We start from the raw sequence: 20,953 nt of genomic DNA, 5'->3' as shown, positions 1-20,953 counted from the left end.
CGGCCATCCGGTCTTTCCCCTTGCGAGGCCCCGACGTGATCCGTGTGCCGTGGCGCCGGGCGGGGCGCCTGCTGGCGCTGGTGCTGCTCGGCTTCGTCGGGCTCTCGCTGCTGCTGGTGCTGTTGTTTCGGGTGCTGCCGGTGTTCGGCTCCATGGTGATGGTCGAGCGCAAGGTGCAGTCCTGGGCGGCCCGTGAGCCGATCCGCATCGAGCACCAGTGGCGTGCCCGGGAGGCACTCTCCGACCATGCCAAGCTGGCGGTGATCGCCGCCGAGGATCAGCGCTTCCCGATGCACCGGGGTTTCGATGTCGACGAGATGCGCCGCGCCTGGGAAGCCAGCCGCAACGGCAACCGCCTGCGCGGGGCGAGTACCATCAGCCAGCAGACCGCCAAGAACCTCTTCCTGTGGACCGGGCGCAGCTGGCTGCGCAAGGGCCTGGAAGCCTGGTTCACCCTGCTGATCGAGACGCTGTGGCCCAAGGAGCGCATCCTTGAGGTCTATCTCAACATCGTCGAATGGGACCATGGCGTCTTCGGCCTGGAGGCCGCCGCCCAGCACTACTTCGGCGTCTCGGCAGATCAGCTCACTGCCTACCAGGCCAGCCGCCTGGCCGCCATCCTGCCCAATCCGCGCGCCTGGGACGCCGCCCGCCCCAGCCCTCACGTGGAGCGGCGCAGCGCCTGGATCCGCCAGCAGATGAGCAATCTGGGCGGTATCGCCTACCTGGAACAGCTCTAGCACTATCTTTCCTGGCACTATCATTCGCTCATGGCGGTTCTCGCGCATGGCTATCGTCGCGATCGCGAAAGCGATGACGTTTTTGGAATTCTCTCCGTCGCTTCCAAGCGCCGGACCGGGGGTGGCCGGGGATATGCTGCCGGCAAGTCGACCACAACCCCGGAGCCCCCGACATGACCCCCAGAGAGCTGCACGACGACGCCATCGTCATCGATGGTCTGATCATCGCCAAGTGGAACCGCGAGCTGTTCGAGGACATGCGCCGCGGCGGCCTGACCGCCGCCAACTGCACCGTCTCGGTGTGGGAGGGATTCCAGGCCACCGTCGACAACATCGTCAAGTCCAGCGCCCTGATGGCCGAATGCAGCGACCTGGTGCATCCGGTGCGCACCACCGCCGACATCACCCGGGCCAAGGAGGAGGGCAAGACCGGCATCATCTACGGTTTCCAGAACGCCCACGCCTTCGAGGACCAGATCGGTTACGTCGAGGTCTTCAAGCAGCTCGGCGTGGGCATCGTGCAGATGTGCTACAACACCCAGAACCTGGTGGGCACCGGTTGCTACGAGCGTGACGGCGGGCTGTCCGGCTTCGGTCGCGAGATCGTCGCCGAGATGAACCGTGTGGGCATCATGTGCGACCTCTCCCACGTCGGCGAGAAGACCTCCACCGAGGTGATCGAGGCCTCCACCAAGCCGGTCTGCTACTCCCACTGCCTGCCCTCCGGGCTCAAGGAGCACCCGCGCAACAAGTCCGACGCCGAGCTCAAGTTCATCGCCGACCGCGGCGGCTTCGTCGGCGTGACCATGTTCACCCCCTTCCTGCGCGCCGGCGTCGACGCCACCGTCGACGACTACGTCGAGGCGATCGAGTACGTGATGAACATCGTCGGCGAGGATGCCATCGGCATCGGTACCGACTTCACCCAGGGCCACGGCCAGGACTTCTTCGAGTGGCTCACCCACGACAAGGGTTATGCCCGCCGCCTGACCCGCTTCGGCAAGATCATCAACCCCGAAGGCATCCGTACCATCGGCGAGTTTCCCAACCTCACCGAGGCGCTGTTGCGTCGCGGCTTCAGTGAATCGCAGACCCGCAAGATCATGGGCGAGAACTGGGTGCGCGTGCTCAAAGACGTCTGGGGCGCCTGATAACACCTTTCTCACTTTGCATCGCCCGAGGGGGCGACGGGGGCAGGCCGAAGAGGAGGTCCTTTTCCAGGGAAGGAAGAGGTAGCGCCCAGGGATGGGTTCACAGCGCCTCCTCGCAGCCCTGCCGCCGGAAAGCCCCTGTCGACTGACGACCAAGAACAACGAGTTTAGAGGACTACCACCGTGACCAAGATGGCCCCCGAACTGCCCATTGACGTGGATGCCGAGACCGGCGTCTGGACCACCGATGCCCTGCCGATGCTCTATGTGCCGCGGCACTTCTTTATCAACAATCACATGGCCGTCGAGGAAGCCCTGGGCGCCGAGAAATACGCCGAGATCCTCTACCACGCTGGCTACAAGAGTGCCTGGCACTGGTGCGAGAAGGAGGCCGAGTGCCATGGCCTCGAGGGCGAGGCGGTGTTCGAGCACTACATGACGCGACTCTCCCAGCGCGGCTGGGGCAAGTTCATCACCGAGGTGATCGATCTCGACGCCGGCACCTGCCGGGTGCGCCTGGAGCACAGCGCCTTCGTCTATCAGCTGGGCAAGGTGGGTCGCAAGATCGAGTACATGTTCACCGGCTGGTTCGCCGGTGCCATGGACCAGATCCTCGCCGCCCGCGGCAGCGACCTGCGCACCGTCGCCGAGCAGACCCAGAGCGCCGCCGAAGAGGGCTGCGAGGTGGGCTATTTCGAGACCCAGCCGCTGACCGGCACCGCCCGCTAAGTCCCGGGAACGAGGAGAGAGAACCATGGCATTCGACGCGATCTTCCAGCCGATCGAGATCGGCAAGCTCACCATCCGTAACCGGGTCGTCAGCACCGCCCATGCCGAGGTGCATGCCACCGACGGCGGCATGACCACCGACCGCTACGTCAAGTACTACGAGGAGAAGGCCAAGGGCGGCTGCGGCCTGTGCATCTGCGGCGGCTCCTCGGTGGTCTCCATCGACAGCCCCCAGGGCTGGTGGAGCTCGGTGAACCTCTCCACCGACCGGATCATCCCGCACTTCCAGAACCTGGCCGATGCCGTGCACAAGCACGGCGGCAAGATCATGATCCAGATCACCCATATGGGGCGCCGCTCCCGCTGGGACGGCTACGACTGGTCGACCCTGCTGTCGCCCTCCGGCATCCGCGAGCCGGTGCACCGCTCCACCTGCAAGACCATCGAGGAGGAGGAGATCTGGCGCATCATCGGCGACTTCGCCCAGGCCGCCCGCCGGGCCAAGGAAGGCGGCCTCGACGGCGTCGAGCTCTCCGCCGTGCACCAGCACCTGATCGACCAGTTCTGGAGCCCGCGGGTCAACAAGCGCGAGGACCAGTGGGGCGGCAGCTTCGAGAACCGCATGCGCTTCGGCATGGAGGTGCTCAAGGCGGTGCGCGCCGAGGTCGGCGACGACTTCGTGGTGGGCATGCGCATCTGCGGTGACGAGTTCCACCCGGACGGCCTCTCCCACGACGACATGAAGCAGATCGCCGCCTACTACGATGCCACCGGGCAGGTGGACTTCTTCGGCGTGATCGGCTCCGGCTGCGACACCCACAACACCCTGGCCAACGTCATTCCCAACATGTCCTACCCGCCGGAGCCCTTCCTGCACCTGGCGGCGGGCATCAAGGAAGTGGTCAGCGTGCCGGTGATCCACGCCCAGAACATCAAGGACCCCAACCAGGCCCAGCGCATCCTCGAGGGTGGCTATGTGGACCTGGTGGGCATGACCCGGGCGCATATCGCCGACCCGCACCTGATCGCCAAGATCAAGATGGGCCAGATCGACCAGATCAAGCAGTGCGTGGGCGCCAACTACTGCATCGACCGCCAGTATCAGGGCCTCGACGTGCTGTGCATCCAGAACGCCGCCACCTCCCGCGAGTACATGGGCCTGCCGCATATCATCGAGAAGTCCGAGGGACCCAAGCGCAAGGTGGTGGTGGTGGGCGGTGGCCCCGGCGGCATGGAGGCGGCCCGCGTCGCCGCCGAGCGCGGCCATGAGGTGACCCTGTTCGAGGCCGCAGATAGCCTCGGCGGGCAGATCACCATCGCCGCCCAGGCCCCGCAGCGCGACCAGATCGCCGGCATCACCCGCTGGTATCAGCTGGAGCTGGCGCGCCTGAACGTCGACCTGCGCCTGGGCACCCGCGCCGACGAGGCGACCCTGCTCGACCTGCGCCCGGATATCGTGGTGCTGGCCACCGGCGGTCATCCCTTCCTGGAGCAGGACCCGCAGTGGGGCTACTCGGAGAATCCCGAGGAGAGCCTGGTGGTCAGCACCTGGGACATCCTCTCGGGCAAGGTCGCCCCGGGCAAGAACGTGCTGATCTACGACACCATCTGCGAGTTCTCCGGGCTCTCGGCGGCGGACTACCTGGCCGACAAGGGCGCCAAGGTGGAGATCGTCACCGACGACATCAAGCCGGGCGCGGCGGTGGGCGGCACCACCTTCCCGACCTACTACCGCAGCCTCTACGAGAAGGAGGTGATCATGACCTCCGACCTGCTGCTGCACAAGGTCTACCGCGAGGGCGACGGCCTGGTGGCGGTGCTCGAGAACGAGTACACCGGCGCCCTGGAGGAGCGGGTGGTCGACCAGGTGGTGGTGGAGAACGGCGTGCGTCCCGACGAGGGCCTCTACTATGCCCTCAAGGAACAGTCCCGCAACAAGGGCCAGCTGGACCTGGAGGCGCTCTACGCCATCCAGCCCCAGCCCTGCCTGAGCGAGGCGGGCGACGGCTTCCTGCTGTTCCGCCTGGGCGACTGCACGGCGCCGCGCAATACCCATGCGGCCATCTACGACGCCCTGCGGATCTGCAAGGACTTTTAACTCGAGCGCGAAGCCGGAGACGCAGGCGCCGGGGGGCAGGCCGTAGCGAGGGTCATTTGCCATGGATGGCAAATGTAGCGCCCAGGGACGGGTTCACAGCGCCCTCGCAGAGGCCTGTCGCCGGAGCAGCCTCGTCGCTCAAGCTAGTCGTTCCAGACATGAGGTGAGTACCATGCTCGAGACTCTGTTGCCGATCCTGATCTTCGCCGCCCTGGCGCTGGCGGTGATCGGCGCCTGGCGGCGCGTTCGCCTGTGGCGCCAGGGGCGGCCCTCTGCCGTGCCGCTGCTCAAGGGGCTGGCGGCCATGCCGCGCCGCTACCTGGTCGATCTGCACCATGTGGTGGGGCGCGACAAGGTGATGTCCAATACCCACGTGGCCACCGCCGGTGGCTTCGTGGCCGCTGCCGTGCTGATGATCCTGGTGCATGGCCTGGGCCTGGCCCAGGGCGTGCTGGGCTGGTTGCTGCTGGCGGCCAGCGCCACTATGTTCGTGGGCAGCCTGTTCGTGGCCAAGCGGCGCCGCAATCCACCGGCGCGCCTGTCCAGGGGCCCCTGGATGCGCCTGCCCAAGAGCCTGATGGCCTTCTCATTGGGCGTCTTCCTGATCACCCTGCCGACGGTGGGCCTGCTGCCCGCCGACTTCGGTAGCTGGATCCTGGCGTTGGTACTGGCCGCGGTGGTGGTCTGGGGCCTGGGCGAGATGGTCTTCGGCATGACCTGGGGCGGGCCCATGAAGCACGCCTTCGCCGGCGCCCTGCACCTGGCCTTCCACCGTCGCCCCGAGCGCTTCGGTGAGGGCAACCGCTCGACCGGCCTCAAGGCGCTGGATCTGGACGCTTCCGACGCCAAGCTGGGCGTCGAGACGCCCGCCGACTTCACCTGGAACCAGCTGCTCGGCTTCGACGCCTGCGTGCAGTGCGGGCGCTGCGAGGCGGTCTGCCCGGCCTTCGCCGCGGGCCAGCCGCTCAACCCCAAGAAGCTGATCCAGGACATGGTCGTCGGCCTGGCCGGTGGCAGCGATGCCAACTACGCCGGCAGCCCCTACCCCGGCAAGCCGGTAGGCGAGCACCATGGCAATCCCCATGGGCCGATCGTGGCTCGCGAGGGCAAGGCCCTGGTCGATGCCGAGACCCTGTGGTCCTGCACCACCTGCCGTGCCTGCGTCGAGGAGTGCCCGATGATGATCGAGCACGTCGACGCCATCGTCGACATGCGCCGCTTCCTGACCCTGGAGCACGGCAATACCCCCAACAAGGGGGCCGAGGTGCTCGACAATCTGATCGCCACCGACAACCCCGGCGGCTTCGACCCCGGCTCGCGGCTGCACTGGGCGGCGGACCTCAACCTGCCGCTGATGGCCGACGTCAAGCAGGCCGAGGTGCTGCTGTGGCTGGGCGACGGCGCCTTCGATATGCGCAACCAGCGCACCCTGCGGGCCCTGGTCAAGGTGCTGCGCGCCGCCGAGGTGGAGTTCGCGGTGCTGGGCACCGAGGAGCGCGACAGCGGCGACGTGGCGCGGCGCCTGGGCGACGAGGCGACCTTCCAGTCCCTGGCCAGGCGCAATATCGCCACCCTCGCGAAGTACCGCTTCCAGCGCATCGTCACCTGCGACCCCCACAGCTTCCATGTGCTGGGCAACGAGTACGGCGAGCTGGGTGGCAACTATCGGGTGAACCACCACAGCACCTTTATCGCCGAGCTGTATGACGCCGGCCGGCTGGCCTTCGCGCCCTGGAAGGGCGGCAGCGTCACCTATCACGACCCCTGCTACCTGGGCCGCTACAACGGCGAATACGAGGCGCCGCGCAACGTGCTCAAGGCGCTGGGCATCGAGGTCAAGGAGATGGAACGCTCCGGCTTCCGCTCGCGCTGCTGCGGCGGTGGCGGCGGGGCGCCGATCACCGATATTCCCGGCGAGCGGCGGATTCCCGATATGCGCATGAACGACGTCAGGGAGACCGGCGCCGAGCTGGTGGCGGTGGGCTGTCCTCAGTGCACCGCCATGCTGGAGGGGGTGGTGGATGCCAGCGCCGAGGTGCGCGATATCGCCGAGCTGGTGGCCGACGCCCTGGTGGCGCGTCCCGCCGCCGGTGCGACCCACCGGCCCCAGGCCGAGGAGGTGATCTGATGAGCGAGATTCGTCGCCGCGATCCACGTCGCGAGTGGATTGCCCGTAACCGCCTGCATCCCGAGCACCTGAGCGTGCTCGCCGCACTTGGAGAAATCGGGGGTGGCGGGGCCGCTAGCGAGTGGCTGGGTCCCAACGGGGTCATTCGCAAGAATCCCCATGCCATCGGCTTCATCGGCCCCAATGGCGTCAAGCGCATCGACCGCAGTGGCGCCCAGCAGGGTGGCCAGGCCGCGGGCGGTGCCCGGCAGGCGGCCCAGGATAGCCGTCGCAACGTCACCATCGAGGCCCCGGCCTTCCTGGTGGCGGTGGTGCCGGAACTCGCCGGCGGGCGCCTCTCTGGCCACGACAAGGACCTGCTGGGCCTGGCCCGGCGCCTGGCCGATGCCGACCCCGAGCGCCCCGGCGCCGTGCTGGCCGTGGTGTTCGGCGAGCACAAGGAGGAGGCGTTTGGCGAGGCGGGCATCGATCGCCTGCTGCACCTCGCCGACGACGCCTATGCCGGCTTCGCGCCCGAGGCCCGGCTGGCGGCGCTCTCCGCCGTGGAGCGGGAGCTGGCGCCGCGCCACTGGCTCTTGCCCGACTCCCCGCTGGGCGGGGCCGACTTGGGCCGTCGCCTGGCGATGCGCCTGGGCGAGCGGCCCGCCACCGGCGTCTGGCAGCTCGAGGCGTCCGAGTCCGGCTGGCGCTGTACCGCCCGCGGCGCGGCGGAGAGCCTGGATATCCAGCGGCCCTTGCCGCGGGTCGCCCTGGCGCTCGCCGAGTGCGCCGAGCCGGTGGACGAGACCCGTCACGCCGCCGAGCCCCTGAGCCTGGCGGAGGTGATTCCCAGCGCCTTCTCGCGTATCGAGGACCTGGGCCAGGTGGCGGTCGATCCCGCCGGCGTCGCCCTGGCCGAGGCCGAGTTCATCCTCTCCGCCGGCAACGGCGTCAGGGACTGGGACGGTTACCATCGTGCCGCCGAAGTCCTCGGGGCCACCGAGGGGGCCTCGCGGGTGGCCGTGGACGACGGCTTCATGCCGCGGGATCGCCAGGTGGGCGCCACCGGCACCTGGGTCACCGCCCGGGTCTATGTGGCGGTGGGCATCAGTGGTGCCATCCAGCACCTGCAGGGCATTCAGAGCTGCGACAAGGTGGTGGCGATCAACCGCGACCCCGGCTGCGACATGATCAAGCGTGCCGATCTCGCGGTGATCGGCGATGCCGCCGAGATCCTCGCCGCCCTGGTCGAACGGGTGGCAACACGGCGAGCGGAACAACAGAGCGGAGGGCGTCGCGATGCAGCCTGAACATCAAGCCTTCGAGGTGGCGGTGCTGGTCTCGGTGGGCCGTCACCCGGTCACCGGCCGGGCGCGTCGTGCCGATCAGGATGCCCGCGGTGTCGAGGTGGCGCTGGCGCTGCCGGGTGCCCGGGTGCGCCTGCTGCACGCCGGCCCCGGTGGCGACGACAGCGAGACCGCCCTGCGAGGGTACCTCGGGATGGGGCTGGACCAGCTGACCCTGGTGGAGCAGCCGGCAGGGGCCGACGTGGTGCCGGCCCTGGCCCGGCGACTCGCCGCGGCACCGCCGCAACTGGTGATCGCCGGGGCACGCGCCGAGCGCGGCGAGGGCTCGGGGCTGCTGCCCTATGCCCTGGCCGAGCGCCTGGGCTGGCCGCTGGTCAATGGCCTGGCCGAGGTGGAAGGCATCGAGAACGGTGTGGCGACGGTGCTGCAGGCCCTGCCCCGGGGCCAGCGGCGACGCCTTCGGGTGCGGCTGCCGGCCATCATCACCGTGGACGGCGCCGCCCCCGCGGCGCGCCAGAGCGCCTTCGGCCCGGCACGCCGTGCGCGGCTGGAGCCCGGCGCCGAGGAGGCGGTGATGGACGAGGCCCTGGCCGAGTGGACGCTCTCGCCGGCACGCAAGCGCCCCAAGCGTCTCAAGATCGTCAAGGCCGCCTCGGCCCGCGAGCGCTTCAAGGCCGCCGCCGCCAAGGCCGAGGGCGGTTCCGGTCAGGTGCTCACCGAGGTGACGCCCGAGCAGGGCGCCGAGGCGATCCTCAAGCTGCTCGAGGAGGAGGGCGTGCTGCGGTAGCGGCCGGAGGCGTCACCCGCGACCCATGATGAGCCCCGGCCACAGTGCCGGGGCTTGCGCATGAGGGGCCCGCCTTCAGGGGGCGATCCGGCCATGGGCGTCGGTGAAGCCCATCAGCGAGATATCCAGGTCGATGCGGTTGCCACGGGGATCGATCAGGCTCAGGGTGGCCGTGCTGCCGGCGCGCAGTGCCTGGAGCAGGGACGACTCGACGGGCAGGTCGGCACGGCAACCCTGCTGCAGGCAGGCCTGGTAGGGGAACTGGGCCGGGGCTTCGTCACCCACGCTGAGCTGCAGGCCCGAGGCGAGATGCACGCCGAGCGGCAGCAGGAAGGTCATCGCCGGACCGTCGAGCTGCGGCGGATACGCCACGATCACCTGCATCAGGGGGTGGTCGCCCTCCGGGTGGTTGACCACCTGGTACATCGTGCAGTTGCCCCCGCCCGCGCTCGGACAGACGACCTCCCAGTCACGGAATTGCTCGGTGGTGACATCGGCCTCGGCGCCCCCCGGCGAGGTCTGCTGGGCGAAGGCAGGGGGGGCCAGGGCCAGCAGAGACAACAGGCCGGCCAGGCCCAGGCATCGGGTGAACGGGGTCGACATCGGTGCTACCTCCTCGACTTGGGTGACCATGAGCTCTCGTCGCGCCGTGCTCCCACGACGGGTAGGGGCGCACTCGCCGCCTCGACGAAGGGCCAGGGTGGAAAGCACTACCATGCCCGTTCGCTCCCCCGAGGTCGAGCCCTCTCGAGCGCCCCGATGCCGAGTCGTGGCGCGAGGTCCATAACGCAACGACCCCGGCGTTGCCGGGGTCGTTGCGTTTCAGGGGTCGCGCCCCGGCTCCGGAGGGCCGGGGCCGCACGGTTCAGCCGGTTGCCTTGGCCAGCACCAGCCTTCTCTGCTCTTCCCGCAGCCCCTTGACCAGGCTGTAAGCCATCACCAGCAGGATCAGGGTGAAGGGCAGGCCGGTGGCCACGGCCCCCGCCTGCAGGGCGCCGAGCGCGGTGCTGCCGCCGCCATAGAGCAGGATGCCGGCGATCACCCCTTCCAGGGTGGCCCAGAAGACCCGCTGGCCGCGGGGCGCATCGGTCTTGCCGCCGGCGGTGATGTTGTCGATCACCAGCGAACCGGAGTCCGAGGAGGTGATGAAGAAGATCAGCACCAGCAGGATCGCCAGGCTGGAGGTCAGGGTGGTCAGCGGCAGGTGCTCGAGCATCTGGAACATCGCCAGGGAGACGTCGCTGATACCATTGGCAAGTTCGCCGACGCCGGCCGCCGACTGGGTCAGGGCGGTGCCGCCGAAGGCGCTCATCCAGACGATGGTGACCAGGGTCGGTACCACCAGCACGGCGGTCAGGAACTCGCGCACCGTACGGCCGCGCGAGACCCGGGCGATGAACATGCCGACGAAGGGCGACCAGGAGATCCACCAGGCCCAGTAGAACACCGTCCAGCCGTGGTACCAGGTGGTGTCGTCGCGGCCGATCCAGTTGGAGAGCGGCACGATGTGGCTGACATAGGCGAGGGTGGTGTTCCACAGCCCGTTGAGGAACAGCAGGGTGGAACCGGTGATGACCACGAAGACGAGCAGCGCGAGGGCGATCACCATGTTGATATTGGAGAACAGCTTGACCCCACCGTCGATGCCCCGCCACACCGAGAACAGCGCGACCACCGTGACGCCGATGATGATGGCGAGCTGGGTGCCGATGGTGTTGGGGATATCGAACAGGTAGTTGAGGCCACCCGCCGCCTGGGAGGCGCCGAAGCCCAGCGAGGTGGCCAGGCCGAAGATGGTCGCCAGCACCGCGACGATGTCGATGACATGGCCGAACCAGCCGCGTACCCGGTCGCCGAGGATCGGCGTGAAGGCCGAGCGCAGGGTCAGCGGCAGGCCGCGGTTGTAGGCGAAGAAGGCCAGCGACAGCCCCACCACGCCGTAGATCGCCCAGGGGTGCAGGCCCCAGTGGAACATGGTGGCGCCCATGGCCGCGCTGGCCCCGGCCGGGGTATGGGCGGCGGCGTTGAGCGGGGTGCCGTACCAGTCGGTGTAGTAGGCCACCGGCTCGGCCACGCTCCAGAACATCAGGCCGATGCCCATGCCCGCCGCGAACAGCATGGCGAACCAGGAGGTGGTCGAGTACTCCGGCCGGGCCTCGTCGCCGCCGAGGCGGATCCGCCCCATCGGTAGCACGATCAGCACGATACACAGCAGCACGAAGAGGTTGCCGGCGATCATGAACAGCCAATCGAAGTGCTCGATGGACCAGCCACGGGCCGAGGTCAGGTGGGTATTGGCGGCATCGGGATAGATCAGCGCATAGAGAATGAAGGCCAGGATGGCCAGCGCCGAGAGAGGAAAGACGGGGTGGTGGAAATCCAGCCCCAAGATCTGGGTATTGTCCTGTCCGGGCGACAGGATCGGGTCGTCGTCGGTCTTCATCGGGGTTCCTTGGGTGTTGTTGTTGGTCCCCGGGGATGCTCCGGCATCTCGGGGCCCGTGCATTGTTGGGCCTGCCGGGCCAGGGGGGTGTCGTGAAAGCGACCTCCGGCTATCCACCCGCACACACGATCAATCAGGATGAAGGGCATGTCGCGATCACGCATGGCGATGACTCATTCGGGAACAATCCCGGTGAGCGGTACCGGTAAAGTCTCGGGGTGGCGCTTGCGCCGCTCCCTACAACAAGACATGAAGGAAGCCAGCCATGAGTGCAGCCAATCGCGGAGTCGTCTACAAGGGCCCGGGTAAGGTCGACGTCGAATCCATTCCCTATCCGGAACTCGCCCTCGGCAATCGCAAATGCGACCACGGCGTGATCCTGAAAGTCGTCACCACCAACATCTGTGGCAGCGATCAGCACATGGTGCGCGGCCGTACCACCGCGCCGTCCGGCCTGGTGCTGGGCCACGAGATCACCGGCCTCGTCGTCGAGTGCGGGCGCGATGTGGAATTCATCCAGCCGGGCGATCTGGTCTCGGTGCCGTTCAACATCGCCTGCGGCCGCTGCCGCAACTGCAAGGAGGGTCGGACCGGCATCTGCCTCAACGTCAACCCGGCGCGTCCCGGCGCGGCCTACGGCTACGTGGACATGGGTGGCTGGGTCGGCGGCCAGACCGAGTACGTCATGGTGCCCTACGCCGACTTCAACCTTCTGAAGTTCCCGGACGCCGACCAGGCCATGGAGAAGATCCGCGACCTGACCCTGCTCTCGGACATCTTCCCCACCGGCTTCCACGGCTGCGTCACCGCCGGCGTCGGGCCCGGCAGTACCGTCTATATCGCCGGTGCCGGCCCGGTGGGTCTGGCGGCGGCGGTCTCCGCCCAGCTGCTGGGGGCGGCCTGCGTGATCGTCGGCGACATGATCGAGGAGCGCCTGGCCCAGGCCCGCAGCTTCGGCTGCGAGACCATCGACCTGACCCAGGACGGCGACATCGCCGACAAGCTCGAGGTGATCCTCGGCGAGCGCGAGGTCGACTGCTTCGTCGACTGCGTCGGCTTCGAGGCCCATGCCTGTGGCTGCAACCACGGCAAGGAAGCGCCGGCCACCGTGCTGAACTCGGCCATGTCGCTGACCCGTGCCGGTGGCCAGATCGGCATCCCGGGCCTCTACGTGACCGAAGATCCCGGTGCGGCCGACGAAGCCGCCAAGCAGGGCGCGCTGAGCATGCGCTTCGGCCTCGGCTGGGCCAAGTCGCATAGCTTCCATACGGGGCAGTGTCCGGTGATGAAGTACCATCGCCCGCTGATGCAGGCGATCCTGTTCGGCAAGGTCAAGATCGCCGATGCGGTCAATGTCCAGATGATCACCCTGGACGAGGCCCCGCAGGGCTACGCCGACTTCGACGGCGGCGCCGCGAAGAAATTCGTCATCGACCCCCACGGCAGCGTCGCTGCCTGAGCCCGCACGGCCCGGGGACGGATCTCCCCGGGCCTGCCGACCACGATCCCCGGCGACACGCCGGGGTCTGCCCCGGAACGACTCCTGCATGTCTCAGGGCTATCCAGCGGCCTGTCGGGCATTGCCCCTGCCCGGAGCCGGTGCGAACATGCAAGTCAGGCAAGGCCCACCGATAACAACGAGTTCGCCCATGACCGTCGAGACCGTCAACCCCAAACGCCGTTTCCGCGGCAGGCCCCGTGGCCGCGATCTGCCCCCCGTGGCCCTGGCGGCGTTGCGTCAGCTGCTCGGCGACGAGCGAAAGGACGCCGAGCTGCGCCGCCGTGACCTGCTGATCGAGCACCTGCACGCCATCCAGGACGCCCATGGTTACCTGTCGCTGGTGAACCTCCGGGCACTGGCTGCGTACATGAACCTGCCCATGGCCGCGGTCTACGAGACCGCCACCTTCTATGCCCACTTCGACGTGGTGCACGACGACCAGACGCCGCCGCCGGAGACGACGATCCGCGTCTGCGACTCGCTCTCCTGCCAGCTCGCCGGTGCCGCCACCCTCGAGGCCGAGCTCAAGGCGGGCGTCAATCCGGCCCGGGTGCGGGTGGTGCGCGCGCCTTGCATGGGGCGCTGCGAGACCGCGCCGGTGGTCGAGGTGGGGCATCACCACGTGCTGTTCGCTACCCGCGAGGGCGTCGAGTCGGTGGTCGACACCGGCCACTTCCACCCCGAGGCGATCCTCTGGCAGCGCCTCGACGACTACCGTGAGCGGGGCGGCTACCGGCTGCTCGCCGACTGCCGCGCCGACAGGGTGACGGTGGAGGCCCTGATGCAGGCGCTGGAGACCGCCAATCTGCGCGGCCTGGGCGGTGCGGGCTTCCCCACCTTCAAGAAGTGGTACTTCGTGCGCCAGGAACCCGGGCCGCGTTACTGCGCGATCAACGCCGACGAGGGCGAGCCCGGCACCTTCAAGGATCGCTATTACCTGGAGCGCTCCCCGCACCGCTTCCTCGAGGGGGCGCTGGTCAGCGCCTGGGCGGTGGAGGCCGAGGCACTCTACATCTACCTGCGCGACGAATACCCCGGCCTGCACCGGGTGCTTCACGAAGCGATCGCCGAGCTCGAGGCCGCGGCCCTGGTGCCGCCGGGCTACATCGTGCTGCGCCGCGGCGCCGGCGCCTACATCTGCGGCGAGGAGTCGGCGATGATCGAGTCGCTGGAGGGCAAGCCCGGCAAGCCGCGCCACCGTCCACCCTTCGTCGCTCAGAAGGGGCTCTTCGACCGCCCGACCCTGGTCAACAACGTCGAAACCGTCTACTGGATCCCGCTGATCTGGGAGAAGGGGGCCGACTGGTTCGCCGGCCACGGCCGTCACGGCCGCTCGGGGCTCAGGAGCTTCTCGGTCTCCGGTCGGGTCAAGCGCCCCGGCGTTCATCTGGCCCCCGCCGGCATCACCCTCAACGAGCTGATCGAGGAGTACTGCGGCGGCATGGCCGACGGCCACCGGCTCGCCGGCTACCTGCCCGGCGGCGCCTCCGGGGGGATACTCCCGGCGAGCAAGGCCGATATCCCGCTGGATTTCGACACCCTGCAGGAAGCGGGCTGCTTCATCGGCTCGGCGGCGATCATCGTGCTGTCCGACCGGGACGACCTGCGGGCGGTGGCCACCAACCTGCTGGCCTTCTTCGCCGACGAGTCCTGCGGTCAGTGCACGCCGTGCCGGGTCGGCACCGAGAAGATGCTGACCCTGCTCGAGCGCGACGAGTGGCGGGTCGACGAGCTCGAGCGCTTGTCGCAGGTGATGATGGACGCCTCCATCTGCGGTCTGGGCCAGGCGGCCCCCAATCCGGTGCTGGGGCTGCTGCGGGATTTCCGCAGTGAACTCGCCAGCCAGAACGTGATCGTGAAGGGGTAGGAGGCAGACCATGGCACAAGAGACCTTTACCCTGACGCTGGATGGCGCCGAAGTGAGCGCTTACCGGGGCGAGACCCTGTGGCAGGTGGCCAAGCGCGCCGGCGAGACCATCCCCCATCTGTGCTTCAAGGAGGCCCCCGGCTACCGCGCCGATGGCAACTGCCGCGCCTGCATGGTGGAGATCGAGGGCGAGCGGGTGCTGGCGGCGAGCTGCCTGCGCGAGGCGGCCCCCGGCATGGTGGTCAAGAGCGCCACCTCCGAGCGCGCCCGCGTGTCCCGCGAAGGCGTGATGGAGCTGTTGATCGCCGACCAGCCCGAGCGCGACGCCAGCCCCGACCGCTCGAGCCACTTCTGGGATATGGCCGAGGCGCTCGCCATCGACGCCACCGCGGTGCGCGAACGGCTGCCATCCCACCGGGAGGGCAGCGTCCACCACGTGGCCCCCCGGGAGGGGTCACTCACCCGGGACACCACGCATTCGGCGATGAACGTCAATCTCGATGCCTGCATCGAGTGCAACCTCTGTGTGCGCGCCTGCCGCGAGGTGCAGGGCAACGACGTCATCGGCCTGGCCCATCGCGGGGCGGCCTCGAAGATCGTCTTCGATTTCGACGACCCCATGGGCGAGAGCACCTGCGTGGCCTGCGGCGAGTGTGTCCAGGCCTGCCCCACCGGGGCGCTGATGCCGGCCACCCTGATCGACGCCGCCGGGCGCGGCGACTCCAAGGCCGCCGATCGCACCGTCGACTCGGTCTGCCCCTACTGCGGGGTGGGCTGCCAGCTCACCTACCACATCAAGGACGAGAAGATCCTGTTCGTCGAGGGGCGTGACGGGCCGTCCAACGAGAACCGCCTGTGCGTCAAGGGGCGCTTCGGCTTCGACTACCCCAACCACCCCACGCGGCTCACCCGGCCGCTGATCCGTCGGGCCGGCATCCCCAAGGGACTCGATCCCGACTTCGACCCGGGGGATCCGCTGACCCACTTCCGCGAGGCGAGCTGGGAGGAGGCGCTGGATGTCGCCGCCGACGGCCTGAAGGCGATCAAGTCGGCCCACGGGCCCGACGGCCTGGCCGGCTTCGGCAGCGCCAAGTGCTCCAACGAGGAGGCCTGGCTGTTCCAGAAGCTGGTGCGCACCGGCTTCGGCAGCAACCACGTCGACCACTGCACCCGGCTGTGTCACGCCAGCTCGGTGGCGGCGCTGATGGAGTGCATCGGCTCGGGGGCGGTGACGGCGTCGTTCATGCAGGCGCTGCAGGCCGACGTGGTGATCCTCACCGGCTGCAACCCGGCGATCAACCACCCGGTGGCGGCCACCTACTTCAAGCAGGCGGCCAGAAACGGCACCAAGCTGATCATCCTCGACCCGCGGGGCCAGGCGCTGGACGCCTACGCCCACCTGAGCGTGCGCTTCACCCCCGGCGGCGACGTCTCGCTCTACAACGCCATGCTCAACGTGATCGTCAGCGAGGGGCTCTACGACCAGGCCTATATCGACGGCCACACCGAAGGCTTCGAGGCGCTCAAGGCCCATGTGCGCGACCTGACCCCCGAGGCCATGTCGCCCGCCTGCGGCGTCGCGCCGTCGCTGATCCGCGAGATGGCCCGGCTCTATGCGACCGCCGACAAGGCGATGATCTTCTGGGGCATGGGCATCTCCCAGCACGTGCACGGCACCGACAACGCGCGCTGCCTGATCTCGCTGGCGCTGGCCTGCGGCCAGACCGGGCGCCCCGGCACCGGCCTGCACCCGCTGCGTGGCCAGAACAACGTCCAGGGGGCCTCGGACGCCGGCCTGATCCCCATGGTGCTGCCCGACTACCAGCCGGTCACCGACGCCCAGGTGCGCAGCGCCTTCGAGGAGCTGTGGAACACCCCGCTTGACGAAACACCGGGGCTCACCGTGGTGGAGATCATGGATGCCATCGCGGCGGGGACCATCAAGGGGATGTACATCCAGGGCGAGAACCCGGCGATGTCCGATCCGGACCTCGACCATGCCCGCGCGGCGCTGGCCAAGCTCGAGCACCTGGTGGTGCAGGACCTGTTCGTCACCGAGACCGCCCAGTTCGCCGACGTGATCCTGCCGGCCTCGGCCTGGCCGGAGAAGGACGGCAGCGTTACCAACACCAATCGCCAGGTGCAGCTGGGGCGTACCGCCGTGCCGCTGCCCGGCGAGGCGAAGCCCGACTGGTGGATCATCCAGGAGATCGCCAACCGCTTCGGCCTGGGCTGGCACTACGCCCATCCCCGCGAGGTGTTCGCCGAGATGAAGCAGGGCATGCCGTCGCTCGACCATATCACCTGGGAGCGCCTGGAGCGCGAGAGCTCGGTGACCTATCCCTGTCCGGCCGACGACGCCCCCGGGGCGGACGTGGTGTTCTCCGACACCTTCCCCACCGAGAGCGGGCGGGCGAAGTTCGCCCCGACCCGGCCGCTGCCGCCGGACGAGCCCATCGATGGCGACTACCCCACGGTGCTGACCACCGGGCGCCAGCTGGAGCACTGGCACACCGGCTCCATGACCCGCCGCGCCCGGGTGCTCGACGACCTCGAGCCCGAGGCGGTGGCGAGCCTCGCGCCGGCGGAGCTGGTGCGCCTGCGCATGGCGCCGGGCGAGCCGATCACCATCACCACCCGGCGCGGGGCCATCACCCTGAAGACCCGGGTCGACCCGCTGATGCCGGAGGGCCTGGTGTTCGTGCCCTTCTGCTACGTGGAGGCGGCGGCCAATATCCTGACCAACCCGGCGCTCGACCCGTTCGGCAAGATCCCGGAGTTCAAGTATGCCGCCTGCCGCTTGAGCCGCGCGAAAGCGCCGGTGCCGGTAGAGAGCGAATGAGGCGGTCGTGCCATGTCACGCAGACGGCCACGACGGAGCCGTAGGAGGGTAGACCCATGATGATCGTCGACCTGATCGACGGCGATGATTTCCGTGATCGCCTGGTGGCGCTCGGCATCCGCATCCCCGAGGGAGCCAGCCCGGAGACCTGCGCCCGCATGGCACTGCTCAAGCACGGCGAGGTGGGCGTGCCCGGGCTCCAGGAGCTGGTGCAGGAGCTCGGCGGCCAGACCGATATCATGCTGCCCTCGGTGCGGGCCGCGCTGGAGCGTTTCCTGCTGCCCGCCTTGAGATGACGAGCTTCCGGCCCTTGCCGTGAGGCGCCCCCGGTTCGAGCGAACCGGGGGCGCTTTTTCCTGTGCGCCCCAGGGGGCGCGCACTGAAACGACGGGGCCCGCACGATGGCGGGCCCCGTCGGGTTGGTTATTGTGGCGGGATCAGCCCCGTACTACCTGCAGATGCGGTGCCGTGTGACCCAGGTTCTCCTGCATCTGCTCGCTGTACCAGTCGATGAAGTCGATCACGCCGAACTCGTAGGTCTCGGAGTAGGGGCCGGGCTCGTAGGCCTTGGAGTTGATGCCGCGCTGGTTCTCCTCGGCCAGCCGCTTGTCCTGGGCATTGGTGGCGTCCCATACCCGGCGCATCGTCTCGGGATGGTAGTCGACCCCCTCCTCGGCATCCTTGTGTACCAGCCACTTGGTGGTCACCAGGGTCTCCTGCGGGCCCAGCGGCAGCACGCGGAAGACGATGGCGTGGTCGCCCATGAAGTGGTTCCAGGAGTTGGGCAGGTGCAGGATGCGCAGCGAGCCCATGTCGGGGCTTTCGAGTCGGCCCATCAGCTTGTTGCACGCCGGCTGGCCATCCATGGTCATGGAGACGATGCCGTCGAGCAGCGGCGTGCGGGTCAGGCGGTTGCGCTTGCCGAAGCGCTTGAGCTGCCAGGGCACCTGCTGGTCGTCCCAGTCGCTCTGCTTCTTCGCCACCAGCGCCTTGTAGGCGGGCGTGGCGCGGGGGTCGTCGGTATCGTCGAACTCCTGCAGCGAGTTGAGCAGCTCCGGATGGGCGCCGTTGCAGTGGTAGCACTCGCGGTTGTTCTCGATGACCAGCTTCCAGTTGGCCTGCTCGACGATGGAGGACTCCACCGCGACCTTGACGTTGGCCATGTCGTAGGGCTCGAGGTAGTGCTCCAGCGTCACCAGGAAGTCGTCGATGGCCGGCGGCTGCTCGGCCAGGCTGACGAAGATGAAACCGCCTGCCGTGCGCACGTGCACCGGCTTCAGCCCGTACTGGCCGAGGTCGAAGTCCCTGCCCATGTCGCTGCCGGCGAACAGCAGCCGGCCGTCGAGCTCGTAGGTCCACTGGTGGTAGGGGCAGACCAGCTTGGCCACCTTGCCCTTGTCGCTGACGCACAGCCGCGAGCCGCGGTGACGGCAGACGTTGTGGAAGCCGTGTACCGCGCCGTCGTTGCCGCGCACCAGGATCACCGGGTTGTCGCCGATCTCCAGGGTGATGTAATTGCCCTTGGCGGGGATCTCGCAGGTCATGCCGGCGAACAGCCACTCCTTGCCGAAGATCTCCTGCATGTCCAGGGCGAACAACCGGGCGTCGTTGTAGAACGGCTGGGGCAGCGAGAAGTTTCGCGCGCGGCCGGCAAGCATGGCGCTGGCGGCCTCGCGTGCCGGGGCCAGGTCATCGTCCAGATGGAGGTGGGAAATCGGATCCATGGAAACACTTCCTCTTGCAGGCCGCGCGTGCGGCATCGGGCGGATTGTTGATGTTGTGGGAGGCATGCCGTCGCGCACACGGCAGGCGCGACGTCGGGTGAAGACAGGGCGAGTTTGAATCAGCCGCCGGATGTAGAATTGCCTGCCGGCGACAAGCTTCGATGCAGGTGCGACGCCCGGTTCGAGAAAAAGCGAGGAGGGTGGAAATCATGGATATGGCCGTGTCGCTGACAGACAAGTAGAGACGCCGTCGACTGGCGCAGAATTCCGCCCAACGACAGGCGCTGGCGCCGAGGTCGGAGCCTCCCATGGTGCATCCCAGGCGACACGAAAATGACAATGAACTTTCTCAACCCCGTCACGACCCAGACCTGGACCAACGGCCGCCACCTGGTGCGCTGCGTCAAGGTGATCCAGGAGACCTGGGACGTACGCACCTTCTGCTTCATGGCCGAGCAGCCGGTGCTGTTCTTCTTCAAGCCCGGTCAGTTCGTGACCCTGGAGCTGGAGATCGACGGCGAGCCGATCATGCGCTCCTACACCATCTCCAGCTCGCCCTCGGTGCCCTACAGCTTCTCGATCACCGTCAAGCGGGTGCCCGGGGGCAAGGTTTCCAACTGGCTCCACGACAATCTCAAGTCGGGTGACGAGCTGGCGGTGCATGGTCCGGTGGGCAACTTCAATGCCATCGACTACCCGGCGGAGAAGATCCTGATGCTCTCCGGCGGCGTGGGTATCACCCCCTTGATGTCCATGGCGCGCTGGTTCTTCGATACCAATTCTGCCGTGGATATCGAGTTCGTGCACAGCGCGCGCACCCCCAAGGACATCATTTACCACCGCGAGCTGGAGCACATCTTCTCGCGCATTCCCGAATTCAGGCTGCATATCGTCTGCGAGCACAGCGACGCGCTGGGCGAGGCCTGGGCCGGCTTCCGTGGCTACCTCAGCCAGCAGATGCTGGAGCTGATGGCGCCGGATTTCCTGGAGCGGGAGATCTTCTGCTGTGGCCCCACGCCCTACATGAACGCCGTCAAGAACCTGCTCAAGAACAACGGCTTCGACATGAGCCACTACCACGAGGAGTCCTTCGGTGCCACCCCGGCCGATGTGCAGGAGGAGGCGCTCGAGCATGCCGAGCTGGCCGAGGCGCAGGCCGAGGAGCTGGACGTCGCCGAGATGCTCAGCGTCGACTTCACCGCCACCGGCAAGAGCGTGCGTATCCAGCCGGGCGAGACGGTGCATGCCGCCGCCGCCAAGCTCGGGCTGCATATCCCCAAGGCCTGCGGCATGGGCATCTGCGGTACCTGCCGGGTCCCGCTCACCTCCGGCCAGGTCGAGATGGAGCATAACGGCGGCATCACCGACGAGGACGTCGCCGAGGGCTATATCCTCTCCTGCTGCAGCAAGCCGCTGGGTGACGTGGTGGTGGAGTATTGAGCGGGTCGGGCGTCCCGGTCCTGGACGCCGCTCGCCCGAACCCTTTCGGCGTGCCCCGGTGATAGCCGGGGCACGCTTTTTCCTGCGTTGACGCCGCATGTCGGAAAGACGACAGCGATGTCGCAAACGCATCGAGTCGTGACGCTTGCAAGCAGCATGGTATCTCGACCGCGGGGATACCATCGCGGCAGGTGAACGCACCCATTGAATCTCGCCA

At 68.1% G+C, this 20,953-nt stretch carries 15 protein-coding genes; 12 read left to right on the top strand and 3 right to left on the bottom strand.

The genetic code is table 11. The features are described 5' to 3' along the window. Positions 1–35: 35 nt before the first annotated feature. The 7 genes from mtgA (at position 36) to etfB (ending at position 8,919) form a co-directional block, all read left to right on the top strand. Complete coding sequence (mtgA, locus tag AC5W54_RS05345) at positions 36–740, top strand: monofunctional biosynthetic peptidoglycan transglycosylase (RefSeq protein ID WP_495961041.1); 705 nt, start codon at positions 36–38, stop codon at positions 738–740. 173 nt (positions 741–913) lie between these two features. Next, positions 914–1,891: a dipeptidase gene (locus tag AC5W54_RS05340; RefSeq protein WP_495961040.1), complete on the top strand. Its 978-nt coding sequence runs from the start codon at positions 914–916 to the stop codon at positions 1,889–1,891. 183 nt (positions 1,892–2,074) lie between these two features. Next, positions 2,075–2,620 (top strand): DUF5943 domain-containing protein, encoded by a 546-nt coding sequence (locus AC5W54_RS05335; RefSeq protein WP_495961039.1) that lies wholly within the window; start codon positions 2,075–2,077, stop codon positions 2,618–2,620. Positions 2,621–2,645: 25 nt separating this feature from the next. Continuing rightward, complete coding sequence (gene dgcA / locus AC5W54_RS05330; protein ID WP_495961038.1) at positions 2,646–4,718, top strand: dimethylglycine demethylation protein DgcA; 2,073 nt, start codon at positions 2,646–2,648, stop codon at positions 4,716–4,718. Between the two features lie 172 nt (positions 4,719–4,890). Further along, the gene (locus AC5W54_RS05325) at positions 4,891–6,846 is read left to right on the top strand and encodes a (Fe-S)-binding protein (protein ID WP_495961037.1); all 1,956 of its coding nucleotides are present in this window, start codon (positions 4,891–4,893) and stop codon (positions 6,844–6,846) included. Continuing rightward, positions 6,846–8,135 (top strand): electron transfer flavoprotein subunit alpha, encoded by a 1,290-nt coding sequence (etfA, locus tag AC5W54_RS05320; protein ID WP_495961036.1) that lies wholly within the window; start codon positions 6,846–6,848, stop codon positions 8,133–8,135. The genes AC5W54_RS05325 and etfA overlap by 1 nt, the downstream gene beginning before the upstream one ends. Then, on the top strand, positions 8,125–8,919 hold the full coding sequence (gene etfB / locus AC5W54_RS05315; protein ID WP_495961035.1) for an electron transfer flavoprotein subunit beta: 795 nt from the start codon (positions 8,125–8,127) through the stop codon (positions 8,917–8,919). The genes etfA and etfB overlap by 11 nt, the downstream gene beginning before the upstream one ends. A gap of 75 nt (positions 8,920–8,994) precedes the next feature. Here the strand turns inward: etfB and AC5W54_RS05310 are convergent, their stop codons facing one another. After that, positions 8,995–9,522, bottom strand: a complete 528-nt coding sequence (locus AC5W54_RS05310; RefSeq protein ID WP_495961034.1) for an invasion associated locus B family protein — start codon at positions 9,520–9,522, stop codon at positions 8,995–8,997. A gap of 262 nt (positions 9,523–9,784) precedes the next feature. Beyond that, on the bottom strand, positions 9,785–11,362 hold the full coding sequence (locus AC5W54_RS05305) for a BCCT family transporter (protein WP_495961033.1): 1,578 nt from the start codon (positions 11,360–11,362) through the stop codon (positions 9,785–9,787). 265 nt (positions 11,363–11,627) lie between these two features. On the opposite strand from AC5W54_RS05305, the gene fdhA reads away from it, so the two are divergent. The 4 genes from fdhA to AC5W54_RS05285 all read left to right on the top strand — a co-directional run bounded on the left by fdhA (position 11,628) and on the right by AC5W54_RS05285 (position 17,868). Further along, complete coding sequence (gene fdhA, locus AC5W54_RS05300) at positions 11,628–12,821, top strand: formaldehyde dehydrogenase, glutathione-independent (RefSeq protein ID WP_495961032.1); 1,194 nt, start codon at positions 11,628–11,630, stop codon at positions 12,819–12,821. A 190-nt stretch (positions 12,822–13,011) separates the two neighbouring features. Beyond that, positions 13,012–14,730: an NADH-ubiquinone oxidoreductase-F iron-sulfur binding region domain-containing protein gene (locus AC5W54_RS05295; RefSeq protein WP_495961031.1), complete on the top strand. Its 1,719-nt coding sequence runs from the start codon at positions 13,012–13,014 to the stop codon at positions 14,728–14,730. Positions 14,731–14,740: 10 nt separating this feature from the next. Next, the gene (gene fdhF / locus AC5W54_RS05290; protein WP_495961030.1) at positions 14,741–17,572 is read left to right on the top strand and encodes a formate dehydrogenase subunit alpha; all 2,832 of its coding nucleotides are present in this window, start codon (positions 14,741–14,743) and stop codon (positions 17,570–17,572) included. Between the two features lie 56 nt (positions 17,573–17,628). Next, positions 17,629–17,868, top strand: coding sequence for a hypothetical protein (locus tag AC5W54_RS05285; protein WP_495961029.1), 240 nt, complete (start codon positions 17,629–17,631; stop codon positions 17,866–17,868). 141 nt (positions 17,869–18,009) lie between these two features. Here AC5W54_RS05285 and gbca read toward each other — a convergent pair whose 3' ends face one another. Next, positions 18,010–19,296: a glycine betaine monooxygenase oxygenase subunit gene (gene gbca / locus AC5W54_RS05280; RefSeq protein WP_495961028.1), complete on the bottom strand. Its 1,287-nt coding sequence runs from the start codon at positions 19,294–19,296 to the stop codon at positions 18,010–18,012. A gap of 333 nt (positions 19,297–19,629) precedes the next feature. On the opposite strand from gbca, the gene gbcB reads away from it, so the two are divergent. Beyond that, positions 19,630–20,736, top strand: coding sequence for a glycine betaine monooxygenase reductase subunit (gene gbcB, locus AC5W54_RS05275; RefSeq protein WP_495961027.1), 1,107 nt, complete (start codon positions 19,630–19,632; stop codon positions 20,734–20,736). The last annotated feature ends 217 nt before the right edge of the window (positions 20,737–20,953 follow it).

Source organism: Halomonas sp. LMYGS-3, from assembly GCF_059509875.1.
The sequence above is the reverse complement of the archived record's forward strand: the minus strand, read 5'-3'. Positions and strand labels throughout refer to the sequence as shown.